Consider the following 26,300-nt stretch of genomic DNA (forward strand, 5'->3'; position numbering starts at 1 on the left):
TGGCAAAACAATAATCCAGAATGATGGTTCAAAAGTTTCATAGGAATGTTTTTGAAATTAAATACAATACAATATTATGGAGAGGTAGAGAATTTGAAATGAAGAAAAGATTTAGTGATACCGATAAATAACAAGTATTACATAATAGAGGCGAAAGTAAATAATAGTGCAAAAAAAGCGATAGAACAAATAAATAAAAAATATTTACCACAGTTTAGCGAAGATGACGAGATAGTAAAAATATGAATAAATTGGAATAAAAAATGATGAGAATTTGATGTTGTTTATGAAAAATAATTAATTTAAACTCATTTTTATAGACTAAAATTTAAAAATCCTTGATTTAATAAAGTATTTACAAGAAAATAAAAACAAATTTATGTACCACACAAATTTTATAATCTTATTTTAAATATTTTTTGTTGAAGCTCATTTATTTGTTCTAATTTAATTTTTATGGAAATAAAAAAAATAAGAGACAAAATAATTATACTTTATTTTGTCTCTTATTTTTTTTAAATTAATTTTTATGGTACTCTAAGACATCATTTTCCGTCAAAACAATATCAAGCATTTGAACCATGTGCTACCATTTTTCAATCTATACTAAGAGCAGTATCTGGAGATCCACTTGTATGAGGTGCCATACCTATACCAACTCATTTTTCAACTTCCAACCGTTTAAAATCTACTGGTTCAGTAACTATCAATGTTCAATCTATAAAAACATCTCAATCTACATTAGTATTTTTTAAATTTGTATTTCATCAAACTGTTAAATGTTGATTTAAAGTTGTATCTCATCAAACTGTTAAATCTTGATTTAAATTTGTATCTCAATCTACTTGTAAATCATTCTTCAAATGTGTATTTTCTTCAACAGTTAAATCTTGATTTAAATTTGTATCTCATAAAACTGTTAAATTTTTATCTAAAGTTGTATTTTCAGTTACATTCAATGTACCATCTATATTTGTATTCTTTAAATTTGTATCTCATAAAACTGTTAAATTTTTATCTAAAGTTGTATTTTCAGTTACATCCAATGTACCATCTATATTTGTATTTCAATCTACTTGTAAGTTTCACTTTATTGTTGTAAGTTCAGATGGGTCACTTATATTTACAGTACCTCTAATATTTGAACTATCAGACGGACTATTTCATAAAGTAGTATTTCATCAAACTCTTAAATTTTTATCTAAAGTTGTATTTTGAGTTACATCCAATGTACCATCTATATTAGTATCTCAATCTACTTGTAAATCATTCTTCAAATGTGTAAAATCTTCTACAGTTAATGTTCAACTCATTGTTGTATTTTCATCAACATGTAAATTATCCTTCAAATGTGTAAAATCTTCTACAGTTAATGTTCAACTCATTGTTGAATTTTCTTGTACATGAAGATTTTGTCTTAAATTAGTATCTCAATCTACTTGTAAATTATCCTTCAAATGTGTTTTTTTAGTTACATCCAATGTACCATCTATATTTGTATTTCAATCTACTTGTAAATCATCCTTCAAATGTGTTTTTTTAGTTACATCCAATGTACCATCTATATTTGTATCTCTATCTACTTGTAAATCTCTACCAATATATGTATCACCACTATCAGCACTTATACCAAAAGTTCTATTATAAGTACCACTACTAGTACCAGTAAATGTTTGAAAAGTTTCATAATTTGATCAACTTCAAGCATTTATTTCAAGTCTTGTATTTCAATCAATTCTTCAATTATGTTGGAAAAACATATGTTTTATATATGCCTTTGTATTATCAATATGCTGTTTAATTGTTAAATCAGCAGAAAAAGATATCGCAAATATCAAAAAAGAAGATACTCAAAATCATAATATATACTTATAGTTATTACTATTTATTTTTGTTTTCATATTTTTTTATTTTTATATATATAAAATATTATTTTTTAATAAAATAATTAAATACAACAATATTATATAAACTTTTTTTTATTTGTCAAACTATTTTTAAACTTTTTTGTAATAAAATTAAATTTTAAATAATATGTATAAATAGAATTAATTTTAAAACTGTTTTACACTTTTTTTATACTAATTTAAATAAATTATCTTTTAAAGATTTTCTCAATAAGTTTATTATTTCATTTAAAGATCAATAAAAAATTTCTTTTTCTTTATCATTACAAAAACTCATTTTTAAATTTTCAGGCATAAAATCAATTATAGATGAATCAACTCAATCAAAAAAAGATTTATCAAAAACTTCATCTTCATACATTATATATTCCAAAAAAATTTTAAATTCTTGATTTGTATTTTCAAGATTTGACATATTAATTCAAAATTGATTTGTTTTTTCTATATAAGGCATTATAGAAAATAATAAATCATTAATAATTTCAATATTTATTTTTCATTCATCATTCAATAAATTTTTTATATATGGAACTATACAATTACAATTATGTAAATTTATATAAAACCATAATTTTATAAATTCACATTTAAATTTTTTTAATTCCAAATTATCTTCCAATTCAGAAGAAAAAATTTTTATCAATCAATGATATTTTATTTTTTTTAAATTATTATCTTCATTCATAATCTCTTCCATTTTTTTTAATAATTATTTAAATGTAATATGTAAACCAAAATTTCTTTTTTGAAATATGATACTAAATCAATCAATATCTAATTCATAAACTTTATTAAATACATCAGATGTAAACAATCAAATAATTATATTTTCAATATTTTCAGATATTTTTTGATTTATAAAATCTATGTATTCCATATAATTTATATTATTAGATTTCATATAAAATGATATATTATTTAAATATCAAAATTTATATGCTTTTATAAAATTTTCTTCTAATTTTTGATTTAATCATACTATTCATTTACTAACTTTATTAAAATATATATCCAAATTCTCTTCTACAGATTTTATTATTAATGTATTTAATTCCAATGAATTATATAATTCATATGAATCATCAACTTCTTGATAAGATAATGATAATCTTCATTTCATACCAGATTCTTTTAATGATTTATCTACTTTTTTAATTGTACTAAATACAAATTTTGTTCATCTTATGAAAATATATAATTCATCTCATCAAGCACTTAATTCTATATTATCTCAAATTTTATCAGAAAGAGATTTTATAAAATAATTAAATTGTGATGTAACTAATGATCAAGTTGATAATAATATATCTTCATCTTTATTGATTTTATAATCTTTTATAGTATTTTTAAAATCAGAAAAATTCATAATTCACATATCTTTTATATCTACAAATATTGAAATTCAATTTTGTGATTCTATATTTTGCATAAATTTATCTTTTGATAACATTCATTTATGAGAATGTGTTTGCAAAAATTCTATTCTTTTTATTTCTTCTTCATTTATTTCTTTTCATTTAAGATATGAATCTAATATTTCATTATCTCTATTTGCATCTTGTAAACTTTTATTTATATTTTCTCATCAAGGAAAAATAAAATCAAATCAATTATTTAATCCAAGCAAATATTGTTCTATATACCAATTTAAATAAAAATTTTTTGATTTAATTTCTTTTCATTTTCTTTTAGCTCTTATCAAAGCTGGATTTATAACTTTTTCTCAATCAATTTTTTGAGAAATTACAGGAAAAGTTTGTCAATCTAATTCAAATTCCTCTCATTCAAGTAAAAATATTTCTTGTTGAAAATAATCAAATTTTCTCATATTCTTTTCTATAATATCATAATTAGTATATTTTATAGGATATTTATTTGAATTTTTGGAAGCTAATTCTGCTTGTCTAATTGCATGAACTTTTTCAGTATCTTTATTTAAAGAAGCTATATTTGTATATCAAATTCAAATATCTATTTTTCTCAATACTTTTTTTATTTTTATTTTTTCTCATTCGGGTAATATATTTAATAACTTATCTGATTTTATTACTTGATTTATTATTTGTTCTCTAGAATCATAAAATAATTGCAATATTTTATTTTCACAATTATTACTCTTTATATTAATTACAAGATTTTTGTAATCATTTTTTATTGTAATATAATTTTTTTGAAATTTCATTTCTATTTTTTGATAAATATGTTCTTTGATAATATCCATAAAAATATCTACAAAATTTTGTCAAAGATTATCATTCAAATATTTTATATTTTTGAAACTAAATCAAATCAATACAGAATTTTCCTTTATTTTCATTATTGATAATAGAGGATGTAATTTTTCTATATTTTTTTTTATTTCTATTTTATCATTTAAATTTTCTTGTCAGTATTCTTGTTCAGATTTTAAATCTTCTTCTTCATAGTTATCAATTAAATTTTCATTACTTGAATTTTTAAATCTTTTAAAATTTTTTGAAGTTTTATATTTTATATTGGCAGAAAATTTTGATAATTTATAATTAAGTTGCATACTTCATCTTATAATTCATAATCAAGCAAATGGGATTGTTAATATAGAGGATATACTTGAAACTAATCATCAAGCAGTCCGATTTTCTTTATTTCTAAATAATTTTAATATATCTATTACATTTTCATTTGTTTCTTTATCAGTAATTATATTCATCAATCAAATAATTGGATGCATTTTTCCTAATTCTTGTTTTTTTATATCAAATTCATATCAATTTTTAATTCTATAATATAAATATTGTGGTAAAGTTTTGATAAGTAATGGTATATCAGCAATAATTTTCAATATATCTTCAGCTAATTCAGGTGCTTCAAGTGATATTGCTAACAAAACTCATTTTCAAAATCATTTTTCTCAATATTTTTTATTTAAAAAAATGTTTAGATTCATCACTAGATAATTTTGAATTAGACTTTAACATAGCTTGTTTTATAGTTTCTCATCATCTTATATTTTTTATCCATTTGCTAGGACTTGCAAAATAAATAAAATTTAGATCTCTATCTACACTTTCAAATTTATCTAATCATCATAAATTTATAATATCTATTATTCATTTATTTAAATATTCAATATAATTTTGAAAATCATTTATTAATATTTTTCATTCTCTATTCATAAAATTATTTATATTAAATTGATTTATATATCAATTTTTATTTGAATCTAAATTAAAACTATTTAAAACAAAATCAATAATATCTTTATTTAAATTTTCTATAAATTCTTTGGAATTATAATAATCCAACGATTCTTCATCTTCAAATTTTTTTATTTCATTACTAAAATTTGTTACAATTTTTTTAATTGTATAATAAGCTTCTTGTTTTGTTATAATCTCAGGATTTTGTTCATCATTTTCTATAAAATTTAATCAATTTTTTATTTTATTTATTGAATTCATTTTAATTTCACAAAATTATTTAAATTTATTTTTTATTTTTGATTAATTTTTTATTTAAATCATCACTTTCATTTATCATTTCAATAATATTTGTTTTTTGAAAATCTGATAATTTATGCCAATTTTGTAAAATTAAATTTTTTACTTCATTTTTTATAATTATAGATTTATTAATTTTTTCAATAATTTCATTATTAAGCTCCATAACAAAAAGTTACTACATAAATTTCAATTATTATAATGATTTTTTTAATTTTTTCAAATATATATTATCTAATCATAATATATTTATTAAAAATAAATAAAAAAACTTATATTACTCATTGAACATAAAAGCAAAAATATTCTATTAAAATTACTTGAAACAAATTGGTTAAATAAAATAAATTGATAATGATATTTGAAAATTATTGTTTTTGATAGTTTATAACTAGCTTTTTTAATATTTTTCTTTTTTTTTTATAAAAACTTAGATATAGATGTCTTGATTTTTTAGATTAAAACTATATAAGTTTATATATTTTATATATTAATTTTAAAAAAACAAATATTATGATAAATAAATTACAAATAAATGAAATTTCAAAAAGTATATTGTGGGAATGAAAACAATTTGAAATAAAAACTTGAAAACTTGCAAGTCAAGCTGATGGATCGGTTGTAGTTAAAATATGAGATACTTCCGTTTTGGCGACAGCAGTAATAAATAAAAATCCAGATGAAAATAAAGATTTTATGCCACTAACTATAGATTGTAGAGAATCTTTTTATGCTGGTGGTAAAATTTGATGAGCTCTTTATATAAGAAGAGAATGAAGACCATCCGAACAAACTATACTTACAGCTCGTCTTACTGATAGACCTATAAGACCTATGTTTCCAGAATGAATGATAAATGATGTAGTAATTGCAATTACTCCTTTGAGTGTAGATAAAGAAAATTGAATATGAATTCCTAGTATTATTTGAGCAAGTTTAGCAATAAATTTAGCTTGAATACCTTTTGAATCTGAAGTTTGAGCTGTAAAAATTTGATATAAAGATTGAAATTATATAATAAATCCAACTTATCAAGAAGTAAAAGAATGAATATTAGAACTTACATTAGCTTGAACAAAAGATGCAATTACAATGGTAGAATGTTCTGCAAATGAAGTTTGTGATGAAATATTATTGGAAGCTTTTAGAATATGACAAGAAGAAATAAGAAAAAATTGCGAATTACAAAATGAATTTTTGAAAAATTTTGAAATAGAAAAAAAAGAAATAATAACTAATAAACCTAGTAAAGAACTTATTGAAAAAATAGAAAACTGTTTAAAAATTGAAGAATTAAATAAATTAATACCATCTAGCAAAAAAGAATTTAATAATCAATCAGAAATTATAAAAAATATAATATTTGAAAATTTTAAAAATGAATTGGAAGATGAAAATAATAAAGAAATAACAAAAATTAAATTATGATCTTGAGTTTTTAAAGTTATAAAAAATTTTATTAGAAAAAAAATACTAGAAGAAGAAAAAAGAGTTGATTGAAGAAAACTTGATCAAATAAGACCTCTATATTGTGAAACTTGATTATGAAATAATAGAATTCATTGAATATGACTTTTTCAAAGATGAGAAACACAAGTTTTCAGTGCAACTACATTATGAGCACCTTGAGATATTTTATTAGTAGATGATATGGAATCTGATGCTATAGAACAAAGATTTATGCATCATTACAATATGCCTTGATTTAGTACAAATGAAGCAAAATCATCAAGATGAGCTAGTAGAAGAGAAATTTGACATTGAAAATTAGCAGAAAAAGCATTGGAAGCAATGATACCAAGTGAAGAAGATTTTCCTTATACATTAAGAGTAGTTAGTGAAGTTTTCAGTTGTAATTGAAGTACATCTATGGCAAGTGTATGTGCAACTACCCTATCATTGATGGATGCATGAGTTCCTATCAAAAATCCTGTAAGTTGAATAGCAATGTGATTAATTACTGATTGAGAAAAATTTAAAATTTTGACTGATATACAGTGAGTAGAAGATTTTACATGAGATATGGATTTTAAAGTTGCTTGAACTAAAAATTGAATTACTGCTCTACAAATGGATATGAAAATAAAATGATTAAGTTTGGAAATAATAAAACAAGCAATACAAAAAGCAAATACTGCAAGATTAGATATTTTGGATTTTATGTTGCAAACTATTGATAAACCAAATGAAGAATTAAGTATTTATGCACCCAAAATTACAAAAATAAAACTTAAAGCTAGTCAAATTAGAGAAGTTATATGATCAGGTTGAGCAAATATTAATGAAATCACAAAAGAAACTTGAGTTAAAATAGATTTTAAAGAAGATTGAACAACAATAATTACTGCAAAAGACACAAAATCTTGAGAAGAAGCTATTAAAATGATACAAGAAAGTATATGGTCTCCTGAAATATGACAAATCATAGAATGAAAAATCACTAGAATAGAACAATATTGATTATTTGTTGATATTGGAAAAAATAAATCATGATTATGTCATGTAAAAAATATTTGAAAATCTTTTGTAAGTGATCTAAAAACTATGTACAAAGAATGACAAAAAATTAGAGTTAAAATTATATGAATTGATGATAATAATGGTAAAATTGACCTTAGAAAAGAGGATTAATTTTTAATAAATTAAATAATTAATTATAAAATGAATACAATATTTGAAATATTTAAAATAATATTTTTTATTCTTTCTATTATTATATGATCATTTTTTTTGAGATGAAATTATTATTTTGATAATAATAGCTTTGAAACTATATGAATGATATTAATGCCATTATATTTATTGATAGTTTGAGTTATGATATGATATATAATAGCAAGTTTTTTGATTGTAAAAAATGATTTGGAAAAATGAGATTCATCCGAAAATAAAATTTATATACAAGGTTTTGTAATATGAACAATTATTTGAGTATGAATAGCGATTTTGTATTTAGTAATGTGATAAATATTTATGAAAAAAATATTTTTATATATAATCTTATTATCTTTACCTTTTTTGACATGATGTTTTGAGTCTGAAAATAATCAAACAGTAGAATTTGATTGATTTGTTATGGAAATAAATGAACATTTCATCCCTATATCAAGTGGAACATTTGATTGACAACAAATACAAAATAAAATAATAGCAAGTTACAAAATTGATAGTCTTGAAGACATATACAAAGATAATTTAATAATAAGTAAAAATAAATTAAATAATAAAATAGATCTGGAAACATATACACAAGCAAATTATAATAAATTAAATAAATGAATTACAACATTAAATAGTATAGAAAACATAAAAAAACTTGATTTTGAATGTAAAAATGATAAAATAGATTGATATTATTCAAAATATGAAGTATATGATTCTATTTTTGATGAAGATACAAAATATTATATATTACAATATTATTTTATAAAAGATGATAATTGATATATATTATCTTTTAGTTCATGAGAAGATAGATTCTCAGAATTTATAAAAAATATTTGAACAATTTCTTGTAATTAATTTTATTATAAATATATAATTATTATGCAAAACAATATTATTATAGAACCAAATAATCCTACTTGAATGTCAATATTACGAAAATGAATAATGTGAATTATAGTATGATTGATGCTTGCATTTTTTATTTTCATTATGTATACAGTTTTTTCTTGAGTATTTAGTACAGCATTATCTTCTACTATGAGTGAAAATTGATGAGCAAATCCACTTTTATCATTAATAATAATGATTATCTGATTTTTCTCAGCAATAATAGGTAATATGATTATATTGATAATGTATAATTTATTTTTCTCAAATAAATATTATGATTTATGAAAAATGATTAGTTTATCTTTAATTACAAATATATTTTTATTTTTTTCTATATCTATAATTTATATATTATTCAATAAGGAACCACAAACATTACTTTTAATACTAGCATTTCATATTATCTTTGCAAATTTTTTATCTTATATAATAATAGAAATATTTACAAATCCAAATTATTCAGGTGTACATTTGATAGGTTGAACAATATGAATTAGTCTTACAATAATAATTTTTTTAGTGATTTATAATTTAAATAGTATATGACCATCTTGAGATTGAGCACATATATTAATAATAGTACCTCCTATTTTAGTATATACTATATTACCAGTTTTTCATACCATATGGGAAAAATTATATTATAAATTTTATGAAACTTGAAATAATTTTTTGTATATACCTAGTATAGATGAAGTATTAGTAGATGAAGATGAAATTGAAGATGTAAATGTAGAAGATATTAATGTAGATAATTAATTAAATACTAAATAAATTTAAAACATAATATAATATAATATATGTTATTTTATCATATATGATCTTTGATTAAAATTATAATTGGTTTTGCAATATTATATATAATATATAATTATATAAATGTTTACCAAGATCCTATAATTGGACTTGGTTTTTGATTTTTTTGATTATTCTTGATATCATGGTGAATTAGTTTTTATATTTTTTTTATATGATATAAAATATTTTCAAAAAAAGATAATATTTTAATATCATCAAAAAGTTATAAAACTTCATTATTATTTTGATTTTATATAATTATAAATACATCTTTAATAATAATGGAAAATCGAACACAAACTATATGAATTGTAACAATAGTAATATTTTTATTTTTACATATATTAACAATATTGGAAAATGAATAAATTTGAAATAATAGAAGATTTATTGCAAGAAGTATATGATCCAGATTTTCCTGCTATAGATATATATAATTTATGACTTATTCGTGATATAAAAATAGAAGAAAATTATATACAAATAATAATGACACTTACAACTCCTGCATGTCCTTCAGCAGATTTAATTATGAATTTAGTAGAACAAGCTATAAATGATGAATACCCAAAAGATAAAGTAGAAGTAGAATTAACATTTGATCCACTTTGGTCACCAGATATGATTAAAGATGAAGATTTAAAAAGAATGTTTGAATAAAAAATTTTAAATTAAAATTATCAATATTTATGGACAAAAAACAAATAGATAAATCTATATGATTAATACAATGATATTATAAATTTTTATATTTATGATTATTTTTGGAAAATATAATAAAAGAAAATGATATTAGTCAATTTGCAAAAGATATAAATATAAAAACTTGAACAAAAACTAGTTTTAAACTAAACGAAAAAACTATTCAAAAATTATTAAAAGAAATTTATAATAATCCTGATAAACAAAATATATTTTGATATTTTACTGAATTAACAATGTTTAGATGAATTTCATCAACTATGAAAGAATTATTGGATAACAACAACGAATTTAAATATTTTATAAAAGAAAGACTTTGAAATAACTATTTTCATTTTGATCAAATAATAAGATTTATAAGAAATGTACTTTCTCATAATATAGATACAAATATACTTATCAAAACTGAAGATTATGAAAGTCAAAAAATATATTTATTGTACAATCAATGACCATTAATTAATTTTGATTTTAAATATAAAAAAAGTTTTGATAAATACCGAAAATGAAATAAAGATTATTGATTAAAAATAAAAATTAATTTCAAAAAACTCTCTCATAATGATAAATTCTTTAATATAATATCTATACATGATTTATTTATGATTTCAGAATTATGTTATAATATGATAGAAATATATAAATATGAATATAAATAAAAATAAGTCAAATAATTTATATACAAAAATATTAGTTGAATTTCTTTTTTTAATTTATAATATATGGAATATCTTTTATATTTATAATATATAATTTATGTTTAAATTGGTTTTATGAAATTTAATAAAGGTTATTAAATCACCTTTTCCTATGTTTTTATGAATTATTGCTTGAATTACAATATACTTTGTAATTAATCATTTTATGGATTATATGCATATATTGGGAAATCAATGATTGCTTTATGCAAATATTGAATATTATTGAAATTATGTAATAGCAGTATTATTTGGGTTAATTTTTGCTTCAAGTTCTTATAAAATATTTTATTTTGGTTCATTTAATGCAAAAGAAAATAGTTCAAGTATATTATGAAGTTTCTTAAGTCTTATATCAATATGATGTCCAGCTTGTTGAATTACTATCGCTTCATATATTTGACTATCATGATTAATATTATCTCTTCCATACTCTTGAATTGAATTGAAAATATTATGAATATTAATTATGTTAATATCATTATTTTTTACATTAAAAAATCTAGAAGTTTGCAAAATGAAGAAAAAGAAATAATTTTTAATACTAAAATTTTTGGCATTAAATTATGACTTGTAAATTTTTGATAACAATCAAGATAAAGATTGTTATTTTTTTATAAATTCTTCATATAAAATATATAATATAGCAAAACTTAAATACATATCTGCAAAATTAAATATCGGGAAATCTAATATAGAAATAAAATCCCTTACTCCACCAAGATAAAGTCTATCAATTAAATTTCATATAGTACCAGCAAATAAAAGAACAAAAATAAAACTAGAAATCCAATTTTTTTTAAGTAAAAATATAAAAAATATTGTACTAAAAAAAGTTAAAAAATAAACTATACTATAATTAACGGATATTCACCAAGATATTCATTCATTAAATGCTTGTTTTATGAAAGGCAAAAATTGAAAATATCACAAATCATAAAAAATATATTTTGTAAATAAATCTAAAATTACCAATAAAAAAATAAATATAATACTATAACAAATAGGAATATATTCTATTTTTCTTTTAATATACAAATAAATTTCTTTAATAGATTTCAATTTTCATATTTTTTTTAAATCGTCTATATCTAAATATTTTTGATTTTTTAGCCATTGGGAAAATGATCTCATATTTTTTCAAGTAAAATCTCATATAGTTCATCTTTCAAAATCTATAATATTAATATTATTTTTTTTATCTACCAAAATATTTGAAAAAGGTCTTATCATTTCACCATGAATTACTCATAATTTATCCAAAATATAAATTTTTTGCAATAAAGATTTAATTAATTTCTTTTTCTTAAAATTAGTTGATTTATCAAATATTTTATCAAAAGACTCCCCTTCAATATATTGATATTCAAAATAATTTTCTCAAATAGATTCTATTTGTGGAACAAATTTTATTCAATTATTATTTAATTTCTTTATTATATCTATTTCTTTTAATATACTTGCTTTTTTAGTTTGATCTAAAGCAATTTTTTTTGCAATTTTTTTATTTCATTTTTCATAAATATAAACTTCTCATCTTCGTCATTGTCATATTTTTTCCATATTTTATATAATTTATAATATATAATAAATAATTTGTTATAATTAATTAGTACAAATTTTGCAAGTAAATTTTATAACTAAATTAGATATAAAAGCTAGATGATTTAAAAATTAAAAATATTTCAAAAATATTATTTATATTAGATTATGAAAATTAAATTTATCTTCTATTAATCCTCTTTTATTAAGTTTACTTACTCAATTTATTGAAGAACCTTTTAATGACAATTTAAGATTGTAGGCACAATTAGAAGAATTTGCTATTGAAAATAATTATTAAATGATTATATTGTACAAGCTAATTTGTTTTATTAAAATATAAATATGAGTAAAAAACTTTTTACAGATAGTGAATCTTGTATATGATGTTGAGTATGTGTAGCTATTGCTCCAGAATTTTTTGATTTTAATAAAAATTGAAAAGCATTTACTACTAATCAACCTGAAAATAAAGAACAATGGGATGAAGTAAAGAATGCATGTGATTCTTGTCCAGTTTCTGTTATTCATATTTCAAATGATTAATAAAATTATATTAATATTTGATATATTAAAAAGTTTTTTATTATTAATAATAAAACTAATTTAAAGTTTAATAAAGTTTTAAATCAATAAATAAAATATTATGAGCGAAAGAACACTGATTATTCTTAAACCTGATACAGTTACTAGATGATTGTTAGGTAAAGTTATTTCAAGATTTGAAGAAAAATGATTGAAATTAGTATGATGTAAAATGATTGAATTAAATAATGAAGTTTTGGAAAAACATTATGATCATCTAAAAGATAAACCATTTTTTCCTTCAATAGTTTCATATATGACATCATCTCCAGTTTTGGTACAAGCTTGGGAATGAGTTGAAGCAGTTGATGTTGTGAGACTTATGATAGGTGTTACAAATTCAAGACAAGCACAACCTTGAACTGTAAGATGAGATTTTGCTATGAGTATAGGTAGAAATATAGTTCATGCATCAGAAGATATTGATGCGGCAAAAGTTGAGTTAGAAAGATTTTTTGATCAAAATGAATTATATTCTTATACTAGAGCAGATGAAGATAAAATTTATGAAGATGATGAAAAATAATTTATATAAATAAATATTATTAAATAGATGCAAAAAGAAATACACCCTATGTACAACAAAGAAGTAGAAGTTCAATGTATTTGTTGAAATAAATTTAATATCAATAGTGTATCAAAATGACCTATAAAGGTTGAATCTTGTCCAGCTTGCCACCCTACTTATACTGGTAAACAAGAAACAAGAGTTGTTAAAGGTAGGATGGAAAAGTTTTTGGAAAAGAAAAAAAGAATGGAAAGTATAAAATCTAAAAAATAGTAAAATAATTATAAAATGTTCTTAAAAGAAAAAGTAATACTTAATACTTTATGAGATGTTAATATTAAATATATCATATGACATGATATATTTAGTTATATGAAAATGTTAATAAAATACTTTTTTTTTATTATAATTATTTTGTTTTCATATCGTTTTATTAATGATTATTTTGTTATAGATTTATCTTTTGTGTTTTGATCTATAGGTTTATTGATTTATTGAATGTATATAGTAAGTTTTTTGGATATTTATTTGGATAGTGTAGTATTGACAGATAAATGAATATATATATATGTACGAGATTGATTTTTGGATCAAAATACTGAATATATATCATGGAATTCTATACAAAGTGTATATGATGAACAAAATTGAATTTTAGATCTTGTTTTTAACAAGTGAAATATTAAAATAAAAAGACAAGATGAAATATATATATTTAATAATGTTGATAAACCTTGAGATGTTACTAACAAAATAATATCTATAAAAGATGATATTTTAACAAAAAATGCTCAAGAAGAACAGGAAGAAGAGGAAGAAAATCCTAACAATTTTGATACTCTTGTAGAAACTCTTTGAGAAGTTATTTCACAACATGTTAGTAAAAAAAAATAATTTTTTATTGATTGTGTTTTATTTAAAGTGTGCTTAGTGCATTGAATATTTGAATTCTAAGCACTTAAGTGCTTTTTTTTATTTTTAATAGATAATTTTTAAATAATGAATCCTATAGTTCTTATAGTACATGATATAATATATCGTCCTATATTTAATTTACTAATACTATTTTTGGCAATATTTGATTTAAATTTATGAATATCAATTATACTTTTGACAATTGTTATTAGATTAATTCTTCTGAAACCTGCACTTGCATGAAATGAAATGCAAAAACAAATGACTGATCTGCAACCAAAACTTAAAGAAATACAAGAAAAATATAAAGATGATCAACAAAAAATGGCTGATGAAACTATGAAAATTTTGAAAACAAAATGAGCTTGACCACTTAAATGATGTTTAATGCTTTTAATTCAAATGCCAGTTTTTATATGATTATTTTTTGTTGTAAGAACACTTTCAGAAACAGAATGAATAATTGATATGTCAAGTTTATATAGTTTCTTGGAATTATTAAATTTGTGATGATTAGAAATAAGTCAAGTAAATACACAATTTCTTTGATTAGAGTTATTGAATTCTTGAGAAATTATTTTATCATTGATAGCATGAATATTAATTTTTACTCAAATGAAATTAGCAACTTTAAATAGACAAGCACCAACTATACCAAATATACCATGAGCATGAGCAAATATTCCAGATTTAAATAAAGTTATGAAGTTTATGAATATATTTTTGGCTTTAATTATGATGAGTTTCGTTTATAGTATGCCTTCTTGAATATGATTATATATTGTTACTACTACTACATTTAGTATAATACAATTTACAATTCAATATAAAGAAATTATAAAAATTAAATTAAAATCATTAACTCAAAAAACTAAAAATTAAATTTAAAAACAAAAAAGCTTGGCTATGCCAAGCTTTTTTGTTTTTGTATAATTATACTCAAGTATCTATCATTTTGTTTTTGTTTAGATATCTAAAAGCCCTTTTTTGTTTTTGTTTTTATAAGGGTATATATAATATATATATTTTAGATAAAAAGTCAATAAAAAATTAATAAAAAATATTAAAAGTAATATATAAATAAGTATAAAATAAAATGATATTTTATATAATATTGAAGTAAAATAATTCAATTTACTACTACAAAATTAATTACAAAAAAAGCACTGACCAAATACAGCCAGTGCTTAAATTTATATCAAGTCTACTTATTAGTCATCTTCAAGTCTATAAAGTGCAAAAGACACAAAAATCCAAATAAGGAAAAAAAACAAAGAATAACTTGGATCAGCATCTACATATACACCAGTTTGTAAAAACTTAATATAACTCTGTATACTATGAAGTAATGGGAACCCCAAGATCCATATAACAAATGGTAAATTATTCATGATAATAAACTCCTGTACCATTAAGGTACTTGTTGGTGAATGATTTTATGTTGTGAAAAATAGTAATAATAATTTAAATCAATTTCAGTATAACCAAAATATATTTTCAAAATCACAACAATAGCAATATAATCAAAATTAGTTTAAAGTCAACACCTTTTATTATATTTTTTACTTTTATATATTTTCTTTAATTTTACTATGTAAATCTCAAGCACTAAAAACTATTAATATATCATTTTTTTGATAAGTATCCAAATATTCCTTTATTTTTTCTGTATAAAATCAATTTATTTGTTTAGCAAAAACTGTTGATAAATCTTTTGTACAATTAATTTTTATTCATTTCTTTTTTCAATAAGATATTATTTCAGCTTCATTTTCTCTTGCTGTATAAGTTTTATATACTATACAATTTTTATCTTTTAGTATATTTTTAAATTCTTCCCAAAATTGTATTAATCTTTTGGATTGATGTCATTGAAAAATAATTTTTATATTTTTGTTATTAAATTTATTTTGAAATCATTCTATAGTAGTATTTAATTCATTTGGATGATGTCCATAGTCCAAATATATTTTTGCTCAATTTTTATTTTCTCAAATATATTCAGCTCTCCTTCATATTCATCAAAATTTTTGTAAATACTGTATTATTTCTTTTTTATCTTTTGAAGTAATATATGAAATTATATTTGTAGATAAATTTCAATTTTTTTGATTATGTTCTCATCGTATATTTTCAAAATTAATTAAATTTTCTTCTATATTTGTTCATTTATTATTTATTTTTTCTTGATCAAATTCGTTTGACAAAAATATTTTATCATTTACTTTTTTTGTAAAATCTTCAAATATTTTGTAATATAATTCTTGTGTTTTGAATACATCTACATGATCCAATTCTATATTTGTAATTCATGCAATATAAGTATCCAAATACAAAAAATGTTCATTAAATTCATCAGCTTCTACAATCATATAAAATTTTTTTATTAGATTTTCATCTATATAAGTTTGTTTATTATTTGTAATATAATTAATAACTTGTCATAAGAAATCTTTATTTTGCTCTCCTATTACAAAACTTTCATTATCAAAATCATTTAAACTAGCTCATACTATTCATAATCCAAAATCATAACAAAACTTTTTCGCCAAGTATACACACATAGCTGTACTTGTGCTTTTCCCATGTGTTCAAGCTATACTAATAGTCTTGTAAAACTTACTAATTTCTCATAAAAATTCAAAATAAGAATAATTTTTATGATATTTTTTAAAATCAAATTCCATATTTTTGGAGTCAATCACTTCTTTGGTATTTTCGGCTGCATCAGAATATATTACAATATCTTCTTTTTGTATTTCATATTTTCAATGTCATATTATTGTTTTGATACCTTTATCAACAAGTTTTTTTGTGTTTTCACTGTCATATTTATCAATACAAATTAAATTTTGATATCAAAATTGAAAAAATAAATTTGCAATATTATTAAGTCAAGTTCATCAAGCTCAAACTATTATTATATTCATTAATTTATTAGTAAGAAATTAGTTATTAAAAATCATCATCATATTACCAAAACTCATATAAAAATATATATTATATTTCTTTTTAAATTTGTCAAAGTATTTTCATCATCAGGTTTTACCAACAATAAATATGTTTGAAATATTATTATTATTAATATAATAAATGCAGTAAATCATAAAATCCAGTTGATAATAGTTGTAATAAAACCTATATTTGTTTCACTTGGTAATATTGCTCATCATATTTCTCCAACTTCTCATGCACTATTAATAGAACTTTCTCATTCTCAGTATACTAATTGAACAATTTCACTAGCAAACAAAATAGTTAATATTCAAACTATATTTCGTACAAATATCATTCTTGCACTTTTTGCAGATTCATCTTGATTTGTAGTTAACATTTTGATACCCTGTATCAACAATATTACAAATAAAAATCATACTGCCAAATATGCAAATATTTTAATAAACGGATAAGCAATATCATTATAAAGTTGACTTGCCAAATCTATTCATTTTATTTCTTCAAATTCTGTACCTGCTTCTCATATTACTGTATCAGTTATGAATAATGCAGATATCATTATTAATATTCATACCGTTCATCGCACCATAAAAGATATTCATTTTTTTTGCTCTTCTTCACTATCTTTACCAAACATTAATTTATAAAATCAAAAAATTGCTACTATTATTCATACTAATATAAGTATAGGAATTATTATATCTTTTCATACATAAAATATAAGATCTCTAACTCATTCTATATTATAATTAACTATTCAACGATCAGTAACATTTTGTAATTGTTTATTAGATTGATTAAGTTCACCGTCAAATCTTCCTTGTGCAAAAGTATTTGATATTAAAAATAATGTTAACAATATTAAAATTATTATTTTTTTCATTTTTATTTTTTATTTTTATTTATAAAATCTGCTACAAGATTAATTAAATCTACTATTTCTTTAAATATAGGAATATTGATAATCTTTTTTTTATATATCATATAAAGATATCTTATAATCACAAAAAAATATCATAAATATAATATATTGGATATAGAATTAAATTTAATTATAGTATTTATATAAATAATATTTGATAAAACTAAAGCAAAAACAAAAGCTATCAAATATTGTAAAAATATATCTTTGTATTTAATAATATTTTCTTTATCATATTTATCAATATTTAATATATATCAATATTCATTTTTATATTTTTCCAAATCTACAAAATATTCTTTTTTATTAGTATCAGTATCTTTAATTTTTTTGTAAAAAAATATTATCATAGATTTAATATAAGAAAATATTTCTTCTGGATTCGTATCATATAATTTATCTATTTTTTCTTTATATTTATCTGGTATAATATCTATATTGAAAACTAAAGACACAGTTCTAACAAAAATTAATGACAAAAGAACTAATGATAAAGGTATATTTAATGTAATTATAGTAAATACAGCCCACAAATACCACCACAAAAAACTTTCTTTTACCCACCAATATTTATTTATATCAGGATTATTGTACCATATATGAAAATTATTTATAGGCAAGAAATAAAAAGCTATATCTATAGAATTTACATTTATTTTTTTATATTTGATATCAACAATATCAATTTTTGACTGAAATATTTGTTTATCTTGAAATATAAGAAAAAATCATGCAATTATCATTAATACTGCAATTGTAGCAATTAAACTTGACAATCAAGTAAAAAAATAAACATATAAATTTATTGATATTGATACAATATAAATAATTAATGAAAAAATTAATAATCATAAAATAATTAATCAATATCTAATATATCACATAATAAATTGTTTATCTTCATCAGATATATTATTATCATTTTTTCAATTTAGTAAAAAATATACTCAAGGAGCAAAGAATAATATTGAAACAAGACTATAAGTATGTTTATCTTCAAATTTAAAATCTTTATTTTCTTCCATTAAATATATTATTTTATTTTATATAAATATTTTATTTAACATTAGTTTCTATAAATTCTTTTTCATAAGGAGAAGCTAATATTTTCATTGCAACATGTTGGTTTCAAGCAAAGAATAATCATTCTCATATATTTGAAGAAACTAATTTTTGTTTTTCTGCTTCAGATAAACCAAAAACAGTATTTAATGCTTTTATAGAAGAAGTAGATTGTTTTAATAATAAATTAACTGCAGAGTTTGCAACTATAGGTTTACCATAAGGACTTCTTACAAAATCTTCTACATCTTGTGAAATAGTTGTAACTCAAAGTCAATATTTCCTAGCTCTTTTAATAAGTCAAAATAAAAAATTAGCAGACATATCATGTTGCATCATAATCCAAGCTTCATCTATAATTAATAATCTTTTTTTCTTATTTGATCTTACTTTTGTCCAGATAAAATTAAGCACATTAAACATTGCTGGAGTTTTTAATGATTCATCAAGATCCCTTATACTAAATACAGTAAGTCATGTATCCAAATCTACATTAGTAGGATTATTAAATAATTTTGAAAATGTTCATGTTACATATTTACTAATTTTTAATCAAAGAGTTGCTCATCATTCCATTCATTCCAAAATATGCAATAAATCTTCAAGTAGTGGAACAGTTTTTCATTCTGGTGTTTCATCATCAAATGTTATATCTTTTATAGAATAAGTAGATTGTAATGCTGTATCAAGTATTGCCTCTTCTTCTACAGATAATCATCAGACTAAAACTCATATAAGTCATATCAAATTCATTACCTGTGATCTAAGAAGATCTCATTTTCAATATTCTACATCTTCTATTTTTGGTGGCAAATCAAATGGATTAATATTTTCAGAAGAATTTACTGCTATATTAATATATGTTCATCATACACTATTTATCAATGTTTTATATTCATTTTCTGGATCTATAACAATTACATCAATTCATAAAATAAGATATCTCAAAATTTCTAATTTTACAGTAAAAGATTTACCAGCTCAAGAAGTTGCCAATACTGTACTATTTGCATTTGCAAGTTTTGGAGAAAATCTATCAAAAATTATTAATCATCAAGTATGAAGATTTATTCAATATAATATTCATTTATTATCTACTAAATCACTTGATATAAAAGGGAAAGATCAAGCAATAGAACTTGTTAACATACTTCTTGATATTCCTAATTCGTCCAAACATAAAGGATTTATAGATTTGTATCACTCATCCATCCTTCGTATACAAGGTTTTACTTTAATTCAATTTCATCAAATTTTTTGTTCAAATTTTTTGGATTCTTCATTTAATTTTTCTTCATTATCTGCATATATTGTAGTATAATAAGATGCTTGAAAATACCTTTCTTCTCTAGTAGCTAATTTTTGTCTTATTGATTCAACATCTTTATATTCCAATTCTATTTCTGAATCCAAAGTTATTCATTTATTCATAGATTCTGAAATTTCGGCTTTAAGTTGTGTAGCTCTTCTTTTCAACATTCATTGCATAGATGCATCATCTGATGGATATATAAACCATGTCATATCCCATTTACTATGGAAAGACAATGTATCTCTAGTCCATAACATATCTAAATATGAAGGATATCATATTGCATAATATGTTCTTCACATAACTCAACTTATATTAAAATTTCATGATTTCAATTCCCAATACGATGCCGCTATATGAGATTTATAATCTGAAAAATTTTCTATATATTCTTTTTCTATTTTATTAATATGCTCTCTAAGTTTTGATGTCAATAAACTATCTTTATATTTTTCATCTGGTAAATTTATTAAATATCTTAATTGATCTTGTAAAGATTTGTTTTCTACAGGACTTTTTCAATCTATTTCTTTAGAGTTTTTTCATTTCTTATTTTTACTATTTGTTCATCATGTTCAAAACATCATATTAAAAATACTATCAAAAAATCCTACTTTTTTAGTATCTCAAGATTTTTTTCATTGTTTACTTATATTTTGTATTTTTTCAATATCAATTTTGATTCAACCTCATCTTTGAATATATCAAGTATAATTTGAATCATAAACAACATCTTTACAATTATTTAAACTCATTTTAATAATTTTTTAATAAAAATTTAAATTCTGTTGAATTATACATATTTTTATTTATATTTCAATCTAATATTATTTATTTAATTTAATAAATAAATTATGCAAATCGATCTTGAAACTATTTATTATGCACTAATTATAACATTTTTTGCATGACTTTCAACTAGTATTTGAGCAATTATTGCCTTTTTTTTCAAAAAAGAAAGTTATACATTTTTATCATTTTGATTATGATTTTCTGCTTGAGTTATGATATATTTATCTTTTATTGAAATAATTCCAGAAAGTTTAAGTTTTTTTGAAAATTATTTTGTATCTGAAGTTCCTGCTTGAGTTTGGTCATTAATTTTTCTTTCTGTTTGAATATTATTTATGATATTTGTAGATTATATTTTATGAGAAAAATTTAATCCTGATGAACCAAATTTTTTGGAATGAGTAATTAATAAAAATAATTTATTTAAAGTTGGTGTTTTGACTGCTGTAGCTTTATCTTTACATAATATTCCCGAATGACTTGCAACTTTTGTCTCTTGAGTTGTTAGTATAGAAGTTGGATTTGCAATTGCTATTGCATTAGCTTTACATAATATTCCCGAATGAATGTCAGTCGCTTTACCAATATATTATGCGACAGGTAGTAAACTTAAATCTTTTATATATGCAAGTTTAGCTTGAATGTTTAATTTAATTTGAGCAATTTTTTGAATTATATTTGTTTACTATTTTTATAGTGAATTTATAATGTGAGCTATGTTTTCTTTTGTAGCTTGAATTATGCTTTTTGTATCTTTTCATCAATTATTGCCAACGGCAGCAGTTTACAAAAAACATCATTCTGAAGTATTTTGAGTTTTATTTTGAATGTTATCAGTTTGATTTATAATGTTGTTTTTATAAAAAATGTTAACTTATTTTTTGATATTTACATTTGCATTATTTATTTGATTTTTTTGAATTTTTATTTTCAAAAAATTATCTATATTGGATAAACCATGACCTGATATAATTCCCGCTAGGAATCCAGTTCCAAATATACAATGAATTTTTTTGTTTATTTGAATACTGTCTTCCGTTTTTATTTTTTTCCCGAATTATTTTTTTCAAAAAGAAATATTAATACTTTTTATATCTTGATCTTTATTAGTTATTATTTCTTTAATTGATGCATTCAAAAATCTTAATCCTAAAATTAGACTTTTGGTACAAGTTTTGGTAGTATCAATTACTTTTTTCTTTGCTTGAGTTGGTATATTTGAAATTTCACTTCCTATTATCTGAGAAGTACAATTTCCTATAATTATATCTTTAATATTAACTATTATATGGTTTATAGGTTTTATTAATGCTATCAATTGGTTTGACTGAGTAAATTCTTTGGCAAGTTGAGTTAGTTCTATTTGATTTTTGAGTATTATTTTATTATTACAATATGTTGTAATTCCTCATTATACTTGAATATCACAAGAAAATTTGGAAACATTAAAAATGGTGATAAATATATCTTATATATTTTTTATATTTTCATTAGTTTATACATTTATTGAATTTAAACCTTTTTGAATTTTGAGAGATGTTGGTGTTATGTTTTTATGATTTAGTTTGGCTTATTTATCATTGCTTTGATGAGCTAAAATATGAACTATAATAGTAGCTTTATCATTAGTTGTATTTGATTCTATTTGGGTATTTATTCATAGAATGTTTATTATCAAAAAAAATCCTTTGAAATGAGATTATACACATTTGCATTATAGATTAATGTCCTTAAAATGGTCAAGAACAGAAGTTAGAGTTTGTATTCGATCTTGGTCTTTATTTTTAATGATTGTTATGATATTGCTTTGAACAGATAGAGAATGAAAATTAATAATATTTGCTATTATGTTTTTATTTTTCTTCTCAATTAATTCTTATTTATTTTGGTACAAAAAAATTCCTTGTGAATATTTACAAAAAAACAAAAATAGTTAAATAAATTTTACTTAAAATTACAAAATAAAAATGATTATTAATAATAATTATCTTGATGAAATAGAAAAAATATTGGAAAATAAAAATGAATTGGAAGATTTTAAAAGATATTGCACACTCCCTCTGAAAAAAAGTATTAAAATAAATTTACATAAAATAAATTTAGATAAATTTAGAAAATTAATATCAAATTGGTGATGGAAAATAATAGATCCTTGATTTATAGAGAAATGAAATATTGAAAATGATAGTTTTTATATAGATAGAGAAGAAATTGATTTTGCATTATGAAAATCTTTTTTGCATATGTCAGGAATTTTTTATATACAAGAAATAGCAGCAGGTATGCCAGCTAGATTTTTGGACATAAAAGAATGAGATAAAATATTAGATATAAGTTCGGCACCTTGATGAAAAAGTACTCAAATATGAGATTATTTATTGTCTTATAAAAATAGACCTTGAATAGTAGTTGCAAATGATGTTAATTGAAAAAGATTACAAACAACTGCTCATAATTTAAATAGAATGTGAATTTATAATTCTATGTTAACCAAATTAAATTGATTTGTTTTTGGTAAAAATTTATGAGAAGTATTTGATCATGTTTTGGTAGATGCACCCTGTTCTGGAGAATGAACATGATTTAAATCTGATTTTTCATTAAAAATTTGGAAAAGGCAAGAAATAAATAAAATATGTGGTACACAATTTCAATTGTTAGTGTCGGCAATAAAATCTTGTAAACAATGATGAACTATAGTTTATAGTACTTGTACTATGAATCCTTATGAAAATGAAGAAAATGTTTCCAAAATATTAGATTTTTTTAAATGAGCAATAGAATTGGAAAATGTAGATATAAAAAATAAATCTATTTGAATAACAGAAATTGAAATTGATAATGAAACAAAACAAATACTTAGCGAACAAGATGCAGAAAAATTAGCAAGATTTTGGCCACATAAACAAAAAACATGATGATTTTTTATTGCAAAATTTAAAAAAGTAAAAACTCTACAAGAAAAATATCCAAATAAAGAAAACAAAATAGCACCAAAAAATCCTTTCAAAATTGATACTTCCAAATCTTTACAAAAACAAGTTTCAAATTTTATTCAAGAACAATATTGAATAAAAGTAGATAAATCTAAATATTTATTTTTTGCTACTTCCAAAAAAATTTATCTTACTAGTCCAGAATTTTTGGAATTTAAAGATATACTAGAATTTGAAAAAGTATGAGTACCGATTATGAAATTTGGATGAGAACATAAATTCATACCTTTGCATTCTTTTGGTACTACGATTTGATGAGAAACTAATAAAAAATACATAAATCTAAATCAAGATGATATGCAAAAATATTCAAATTTGGAAGATATAAAAATAGAAAATCTTGATTGAAAATATAAAGATAGAGAATATGTTGTAATTAAATTTGAATGAATATGAATGTGAGTTGGTAAAATTATAGATGGTAAAATAAAAAATAAATTTATTAAAGCATAAAATAATAGATTTTCAAATGATTAAATTGTTTATTAAGATATTCTCAATTAAAATTTTTTACTATTGATTTTTTTAATAAAATATATGAATGTTTCATATTAAATCTATATAATTTTATTTTTATATTAATAAAAATTTTGAACTTTTTTTTAAATATTAATCAAATTGCTATAAAAAGTAATTTTGATAAAATCAATAATAAAAATCAACTCATTCAGCCACACACTTTTATTATTAAAACCAAATTATAATATGATAAAAACTAATTTTACAATAATAATTACAATAATAATTGTTATTGCAATTATAGTAATTTGATTATTATTTTTTTATTTTAAAAGATTAACAGAAGAAACTCCAAGTATTATTTGAAATAATTATGATAAAAATATTAAATTAGAATATACCCAAAATAAAATTAAAGATCTTAAAGTTGTTTACAGTTTTAAAATAAAGAATTGTAATAAATTAATAATTCAAGATTACCTACATGCAAAGCAATCAAAACCAAATAAAGAGATTATTATAGATGATAAAAATATAATTGATAATCTCACTAAACTGTTTAATAAATTACCTGAAAAATGAGATATGTATATTAAATTATCATGAGAGGTATCTTATAAAAGATTATTTTTTATATGTGATAATAATAATAATATTTATAAAATAGAAATTTATAATAATTTAATAAAAACACCTTGAACTTCTTTTTTGGGAAATAATAAAATAGAAAAACAAATCCTTGATATAATAACAAAATTATAATAAGGAATAAAAATCTGATGTAATATATACTAAATTTAGATATTCATAGCAATTGAAACTGTCTACTGATTTGATATATTTTGATTGTCTTTTTTAATAAACTTAAGTTTTTCAAAATATATAAATGAAGTTTTACATTTTTTTTCAAAAAACTCTTTTTCCATAATGACTTTATTATAGCTGTGAATACAACTTTGTCCCACTTTGTAATTGATTTTAAATATAAATCTTTCTTTTAATTCATTTACTTTTGATTGTAGTGTAGATTTATCATTTATATTTCATTCCAATATTTCTACACTTATAGGATATCAATTAGTATCTGTTACTAATCATATATTTACT

General features: G+C 20.7%; 29 protein-coding genes and 1 pseudogene. 18 read left to right on the forward strand and 12 right to left on the reverse strand.

All coding sequences use genetic code 25. The annotated features are described in order from the left end of the window. A partial coding sequence (locus tag VAMP_RS00730) for a PD-(D/E)XK nuclease domain-containing protein (RefSeq protein ID WP_213348184.1) occupies positions 1-297 on the forward strand: 297 nt, incomplete at its 5' end. 230 nt (positions 298-527) lie between these two features. Here VAMP_RS00730 and VAMP_RS00735 read toward each other — a convergent pair. The 5 genes from VAMP_RS00735 to VAMP_RS00755 form a co-directional block, all read right to left on the reverse strand. Continuing rightward, positions 528-1,901, reverse strand: coding sequence for an autotransporter outer membrane beta-barrel domain-containing protein (locus VAMP_RS00735; RefSeq protein ID WP_213348186.1), 1,374 nt, complete (start codon positions 1,899-1,901; stop codon positions 528-530). 175 nt (positions 1,902-2,076) lie between these two features. Further along, positions 2,077-2,604 (reverse strand): hypothetical protein, encoded by a 528-nt coding sequence (locus tag VAMP_RS00740; protein ID WP_213348188.1) that lies wholly within the window; start codon positions 2,602-2,604, stop codon positions 2,077-2,079. A gap of 12 nt (positions 2,605-2,616) precedes the next feature. Beyond that, positions 2,617-4,833 (reverse strand): hypothetical protein, encoded by a 2,217-nt coding sequence (locus VAMP_RS00745; protein ID WP_213348189.1) that lies wholly within the window; start codon positions 4,831-4,833, stop codon positions 2,617-2,619. Then, a complete protein-coding gene (locus VAMP_RS00750) occupies positions 4,808-5,347 on the reverse strand; it encodes a hypothetical protein (RefSeq protein WP_213348191.1) in 540 nt (179 codons plus the stop codon). The genes VAMP_RS00745 and VAMP_RS00750 overlap by 26 nt, the downstream gene beginning before the upstream one ends. A 25-nt stretch (positions 5,348-5,372) precedes the next feature. Beyond that, entirely contained in the window at positions 5,373-5,552 is a 180-nt protein-coding gene (locus VAMP_RS00755; RefSeq protein WP_213348193.1) for a hypothetical protein, read from the reverse strand. 347 nt (positions 5,553-5,899) lie between these two features. Between VAMP_RS00755 and pnp the strand changes: the two genes are divergently transcribed. The 8 genes from pnp (at position 5,900) to VAMP_RS00795 (ending at position 11,677) form a co-directional block, all read left to right on the forward strand. After that, positions 5,900-8,017, forward strand: coding sequence for a polyribonucleotide nucleotidyltransferase (gene pnp / locus VAMP_RS00760; RefSeq protein WP_213348196.1), 2,118 nt, complete (start codon positions 5,900-5,902; stop codon positions 8,015-8,017). Positions 8,018-8,047: 30 nt separating this feature from the next. Then, positions 8,048-8,353, forward strand: a complete 306-nt coding sequence (locus VAMP_RS00765) for a hypothetical protein (protein ID WP_213348198.1) — start codon at positions 8,048-8,050, stop codon at positions 8,351-8,353. Between the two features lie 6 nt (positions 8,354-8,359). Continuing rightward, on the forward strand, positions 8,360-8,908 hold the full coding sequence (locus tag VAMP_RS00770) for a hypothetical protein (RefSeq protein ID WP_213348200.1): 549 nt from the start codon (positions 8,360-8,362) through the stop codon (positions 8,906-8,908). Positions 8,909-8,932: 24 nt separating this feature from the next. Next, the gene (locus VAMP_RS00775) at positions 8,933-9,703 is read left to right on the forward strand and encodes a hypothetical protein (protein ID WP_213348202.1); all 771 of its coding nucleotides are present in this window, start codon (positions 8,933-8,935) and stop codon (positions 9,701-9,703) included. Between the two features lie 41 nt (positions 9,704-9,744). Further along, positions 9,745-10,110: a hypothetical protein gene (locus VAMP_RS00780; RefSeq protein ID WP_213348203.1), complete on the forward strand. Its 366-nt coding sequence runs from the start codon at positions 9,745-9,747 to the stop codon at positions 10,108-10,110. Next, on the forward strand, positions 10,103-10,402 hold the full coding sequence (locus tag VAMP_RS05870; protein ID WP_213348205.1) for a metal-sulfur cluster assembly factor: 300 nt from the start codon (positions 10,103-10,105) through the stop codon (positions 10,400-10,402). The genes VAMP_RS00780 and VAMP_RS05870 overlap by 8 nt, the downstream gene beginning before the upstream one ends. A 29-nt stretch (positions 10,403-10,431) precedes the next feature. Next, positions 10,432-11,103: a hypothetical protein gene (locus VAMP_RS00790; protein WP_213348207.1), complete on the forward strand. Its 672-nt coding sequence runs from the start codon at positions 10,432-10,434 to the stop codon at positions 11,101-11,103. Positions 11,104-11,200: 97 nt separating this feature from the next. Then, positions 11,201-11,677 carry a hypothetical protein gene (locus tag VAMP_RS00795; RefSeq protein WP_213348209.1) on the forward strand — a complete coding sequence of 159 codons (477 nt, stop codon included), beginning with the start codon at positions 11,201-11,203 and terminating at the stop codon, positions 11,675-11,677. A 71-nt stretch (positions 11,678-11,748) separates the two neighbouring features. Here VAMP_RS00795 and VAMP_RS00800 read toward each other — a convergent pair whose 3' ends face one another. After that, positions 11,749-12,705 carry a signal peptidase II gene (locus VAMP_RS00800; RefSeq protein WP_213348212.1) on the reverse strand — a complete coding sequence of 319 codons (957 nt, stop codon included), beginning with the start codon at positions 12,703-12,705 and terminating at the stop codon, positions 11,749-11,751. A gap of 324 nt (positions 12,706-13,029) precedes the next feature. On the opposite strand from VAMP_RS00800, the gene VAMP_RS00805 reads away from it, so the two are divergent. The 5 genes from VAMP_RS00805 (at position 13,030) to VAMP_RS00825 (ending at position 15,574) form a co-directional block, all read left to right on the forward strand. Beyond that, positions 13,030-13,230 (forward strand): ferredoxin, encoded by a 201-nt coding sequence (locus tag VAMP_RS00805; RefSeq protein WP_213348214.1) that lies wholly within the window; start codon positions 13,030-13,032, stop codon positions 13,228-13,230. 100 nt (positions 13,231-13,330) lie between these two features. Then, positions 13,331-13,795: a nucleoside-diphosphate kinase gene (ndk, locus tag VAMP_RS00810; protein ID WP_213348217.1), complete on the forward strand. Its 465-nt coding sequence runs from the start codon at positions 13,331-13,333 to the stop codon at positions 13,793-13,795. Positions 13,796-13,822: 27 nt separating this feature from the next. Continuing rightward, positions 13,823-14,050 carry a 50S ribosomal protein L31 gene (rpmE, locus tag VAMP_RS00815; protein WP_213348219.1) on the forward strand — a complete coding sequence of 76 codons (228 nt, stop codon included), beginning with the start codon at positions 13,823-13,825 and terminating at the stop codon, positions 14,048-14,050. 15 nt (positions 14,051-14,065) lie between these two features. After that, complete coding sequence (locus VAMP_RS00820; RefSeq protein ID WP_213348221.1) at positions 14,066-14,671, forward strand: YdbT family protein; 606 nt, start codon at positions 14,066-14,068, stop codon at positions 14,669-14,671. Positions 14,672-14,776: 105 nt separating this feature from the next. Beyond that, on the forward strand, positions 14,777-15,574 hold the full coding sequence (locus tag VAMP_RS00825; RefSeq protein WP_213348223.1) for a YidC/Oxa1 family membrane protein insertase: 798 nt from the start codon (positions 14,777-14,779) through the stop codon (positions 15,572-15,574). Between the two features lie 329 nt (positions 15,575-15,903). Here VAMP_RS00825 and VAMP_RS00830 read toward each other — a convergent pair whose 3' ends face one another. From VAMP_RS00830 to VAMP_RS00850, 5 genes are all read right to left on the reverse strand, one after another. Next, positions 15,904-16,104, reverse strand: coding sequence for a hypothetical protein (locus VAMP_RS00830; RefSeq protein WP_213348225.1), 201 nt, complete (start codon positions 16,102-16,104; stop codon positions 15,904-15,906). A 156-nt stretch (positions 16,105-16,260) separates the two neighbouring features. After that, entirely contained in the window at positions 16,261-17,622 is a 1,362-nt protein-coding gene (locus VAMP_RS00835) for a glutamate ligase domain-containing protein (protein WP_213348226.1), read from the reverse strand. Then, positions 17,622-18,533: a hypothetical protein gene (locus VAMP_RS00840; protein WP_213348228.1), complete on the reverse strand. Its 912-nt coding sequence runs from the start codon at positions 18,531-18,533 to the stop codon at positions 17,622-17,624. The genes VAMP_RS00835 and VAMP_RS00840 overlap by 1 nt, the downstream gene beginning before the upstream one ends. Positions 18,534-18,535: 2 nt before the next feature. Further along, positions 18,536-19,597, reverse strand: coding sequence for a hypothetical protein (locus VAMP_RS00845; RefSeq protein WP_213348231.1), 1,062 nt, complete (start codon positions 19,595-19,597; stop codon positions 18,536-18,538). Positions 19,598-19,628: 31 nt separating this feature from the next. Further along, positions 19,629-21,701 carry a VirB4-like conjugal transfer ATPase, CD1110 family gene (locus VAMP_RS00850; protein WP_213348233.1) on the reverse strand — a complete coding sequence of 691 codons (2,073 nt, stop codon included), beginning with the start codon at positions 21,699-21,701 and terminating at the stop codon, positions 19,629-19,631. A 99-nt stretch (positions 21,702-21,800) separates the two neighbouring features. Between VAMP_RS00850 and zupT the strand changes: the two genes are divergently transcribed. From zupT to VAMP_RS00870, 4 genes are all read left to right on the forward strand, one after another. Beyond that, the gene (zupT, locus tag VAMP_RS00855; protein WP_213348235.1) at positions 21,801-22,601 is read left to right on the forward strand and encodes a zinc transporter ZupT; all 801 of its coding nucleotides are present in this window, start codon (positions 21,801-21,803) and stop codon (positions 22,599-22,601) included. 3 nt (positions 22,602-22,604) lie between these two features. Continuing rightward, a complete protein-coding gene (locus VAMP_RS00860) occupies positions 22,605-23,675 on the forward strand; it encodes an MraY family glycosyltransferase (RefSeq protein ID WP_213348237.1) in 1,071 nt (356 codons plus the stop codon). Positions 23,676-23,705: 30 nt separating this feature from the next. Next, on the forward strand, positions 23,706-25,187 hold the full coding sequence (locus VAMP_RS00865) for a hypothetical protein (protein WP_213348239.1): 1,482 nt from the start codon (positions 23,706-23,708) through the stop codon (positions 25,185-25,187). A 252-nt stretch (positions 25,188-25,439) separates the two neighbouring features. Beyond that, positions 25,440-25,955: a hypothetical protein gene (locus VAMP_RS00870; RefSeq protein ID WP_213348241.1), complete on the forward strand. Its 516-nt coding sequence runs from the start codon at positions 25,440-25,442 to the stop codon at positions 25,953-25,955. 62 nt (positions 25,956-26,017) lie between these two features. Here VAMP_RS00870 and VAMP_RS00875 read toward each other — a convergent pair. Further along, positions 26,018-26,300 (reverse strand): annotated as a pseudogene (locus tag VAMP_RS00875) (hypothetical protein); the annotation flags it as partial.

Source organism: Candidatus Vampirococcus lugosii (assembly GCF_018420025.1).
GTDB classification, from domain to species: Bacteria; Patescibacteriota; Gracilibacteria; order Absconditabacterales; family Absconditicoccaceae; genus Vampirococcus; species Vampirococcus lugosii.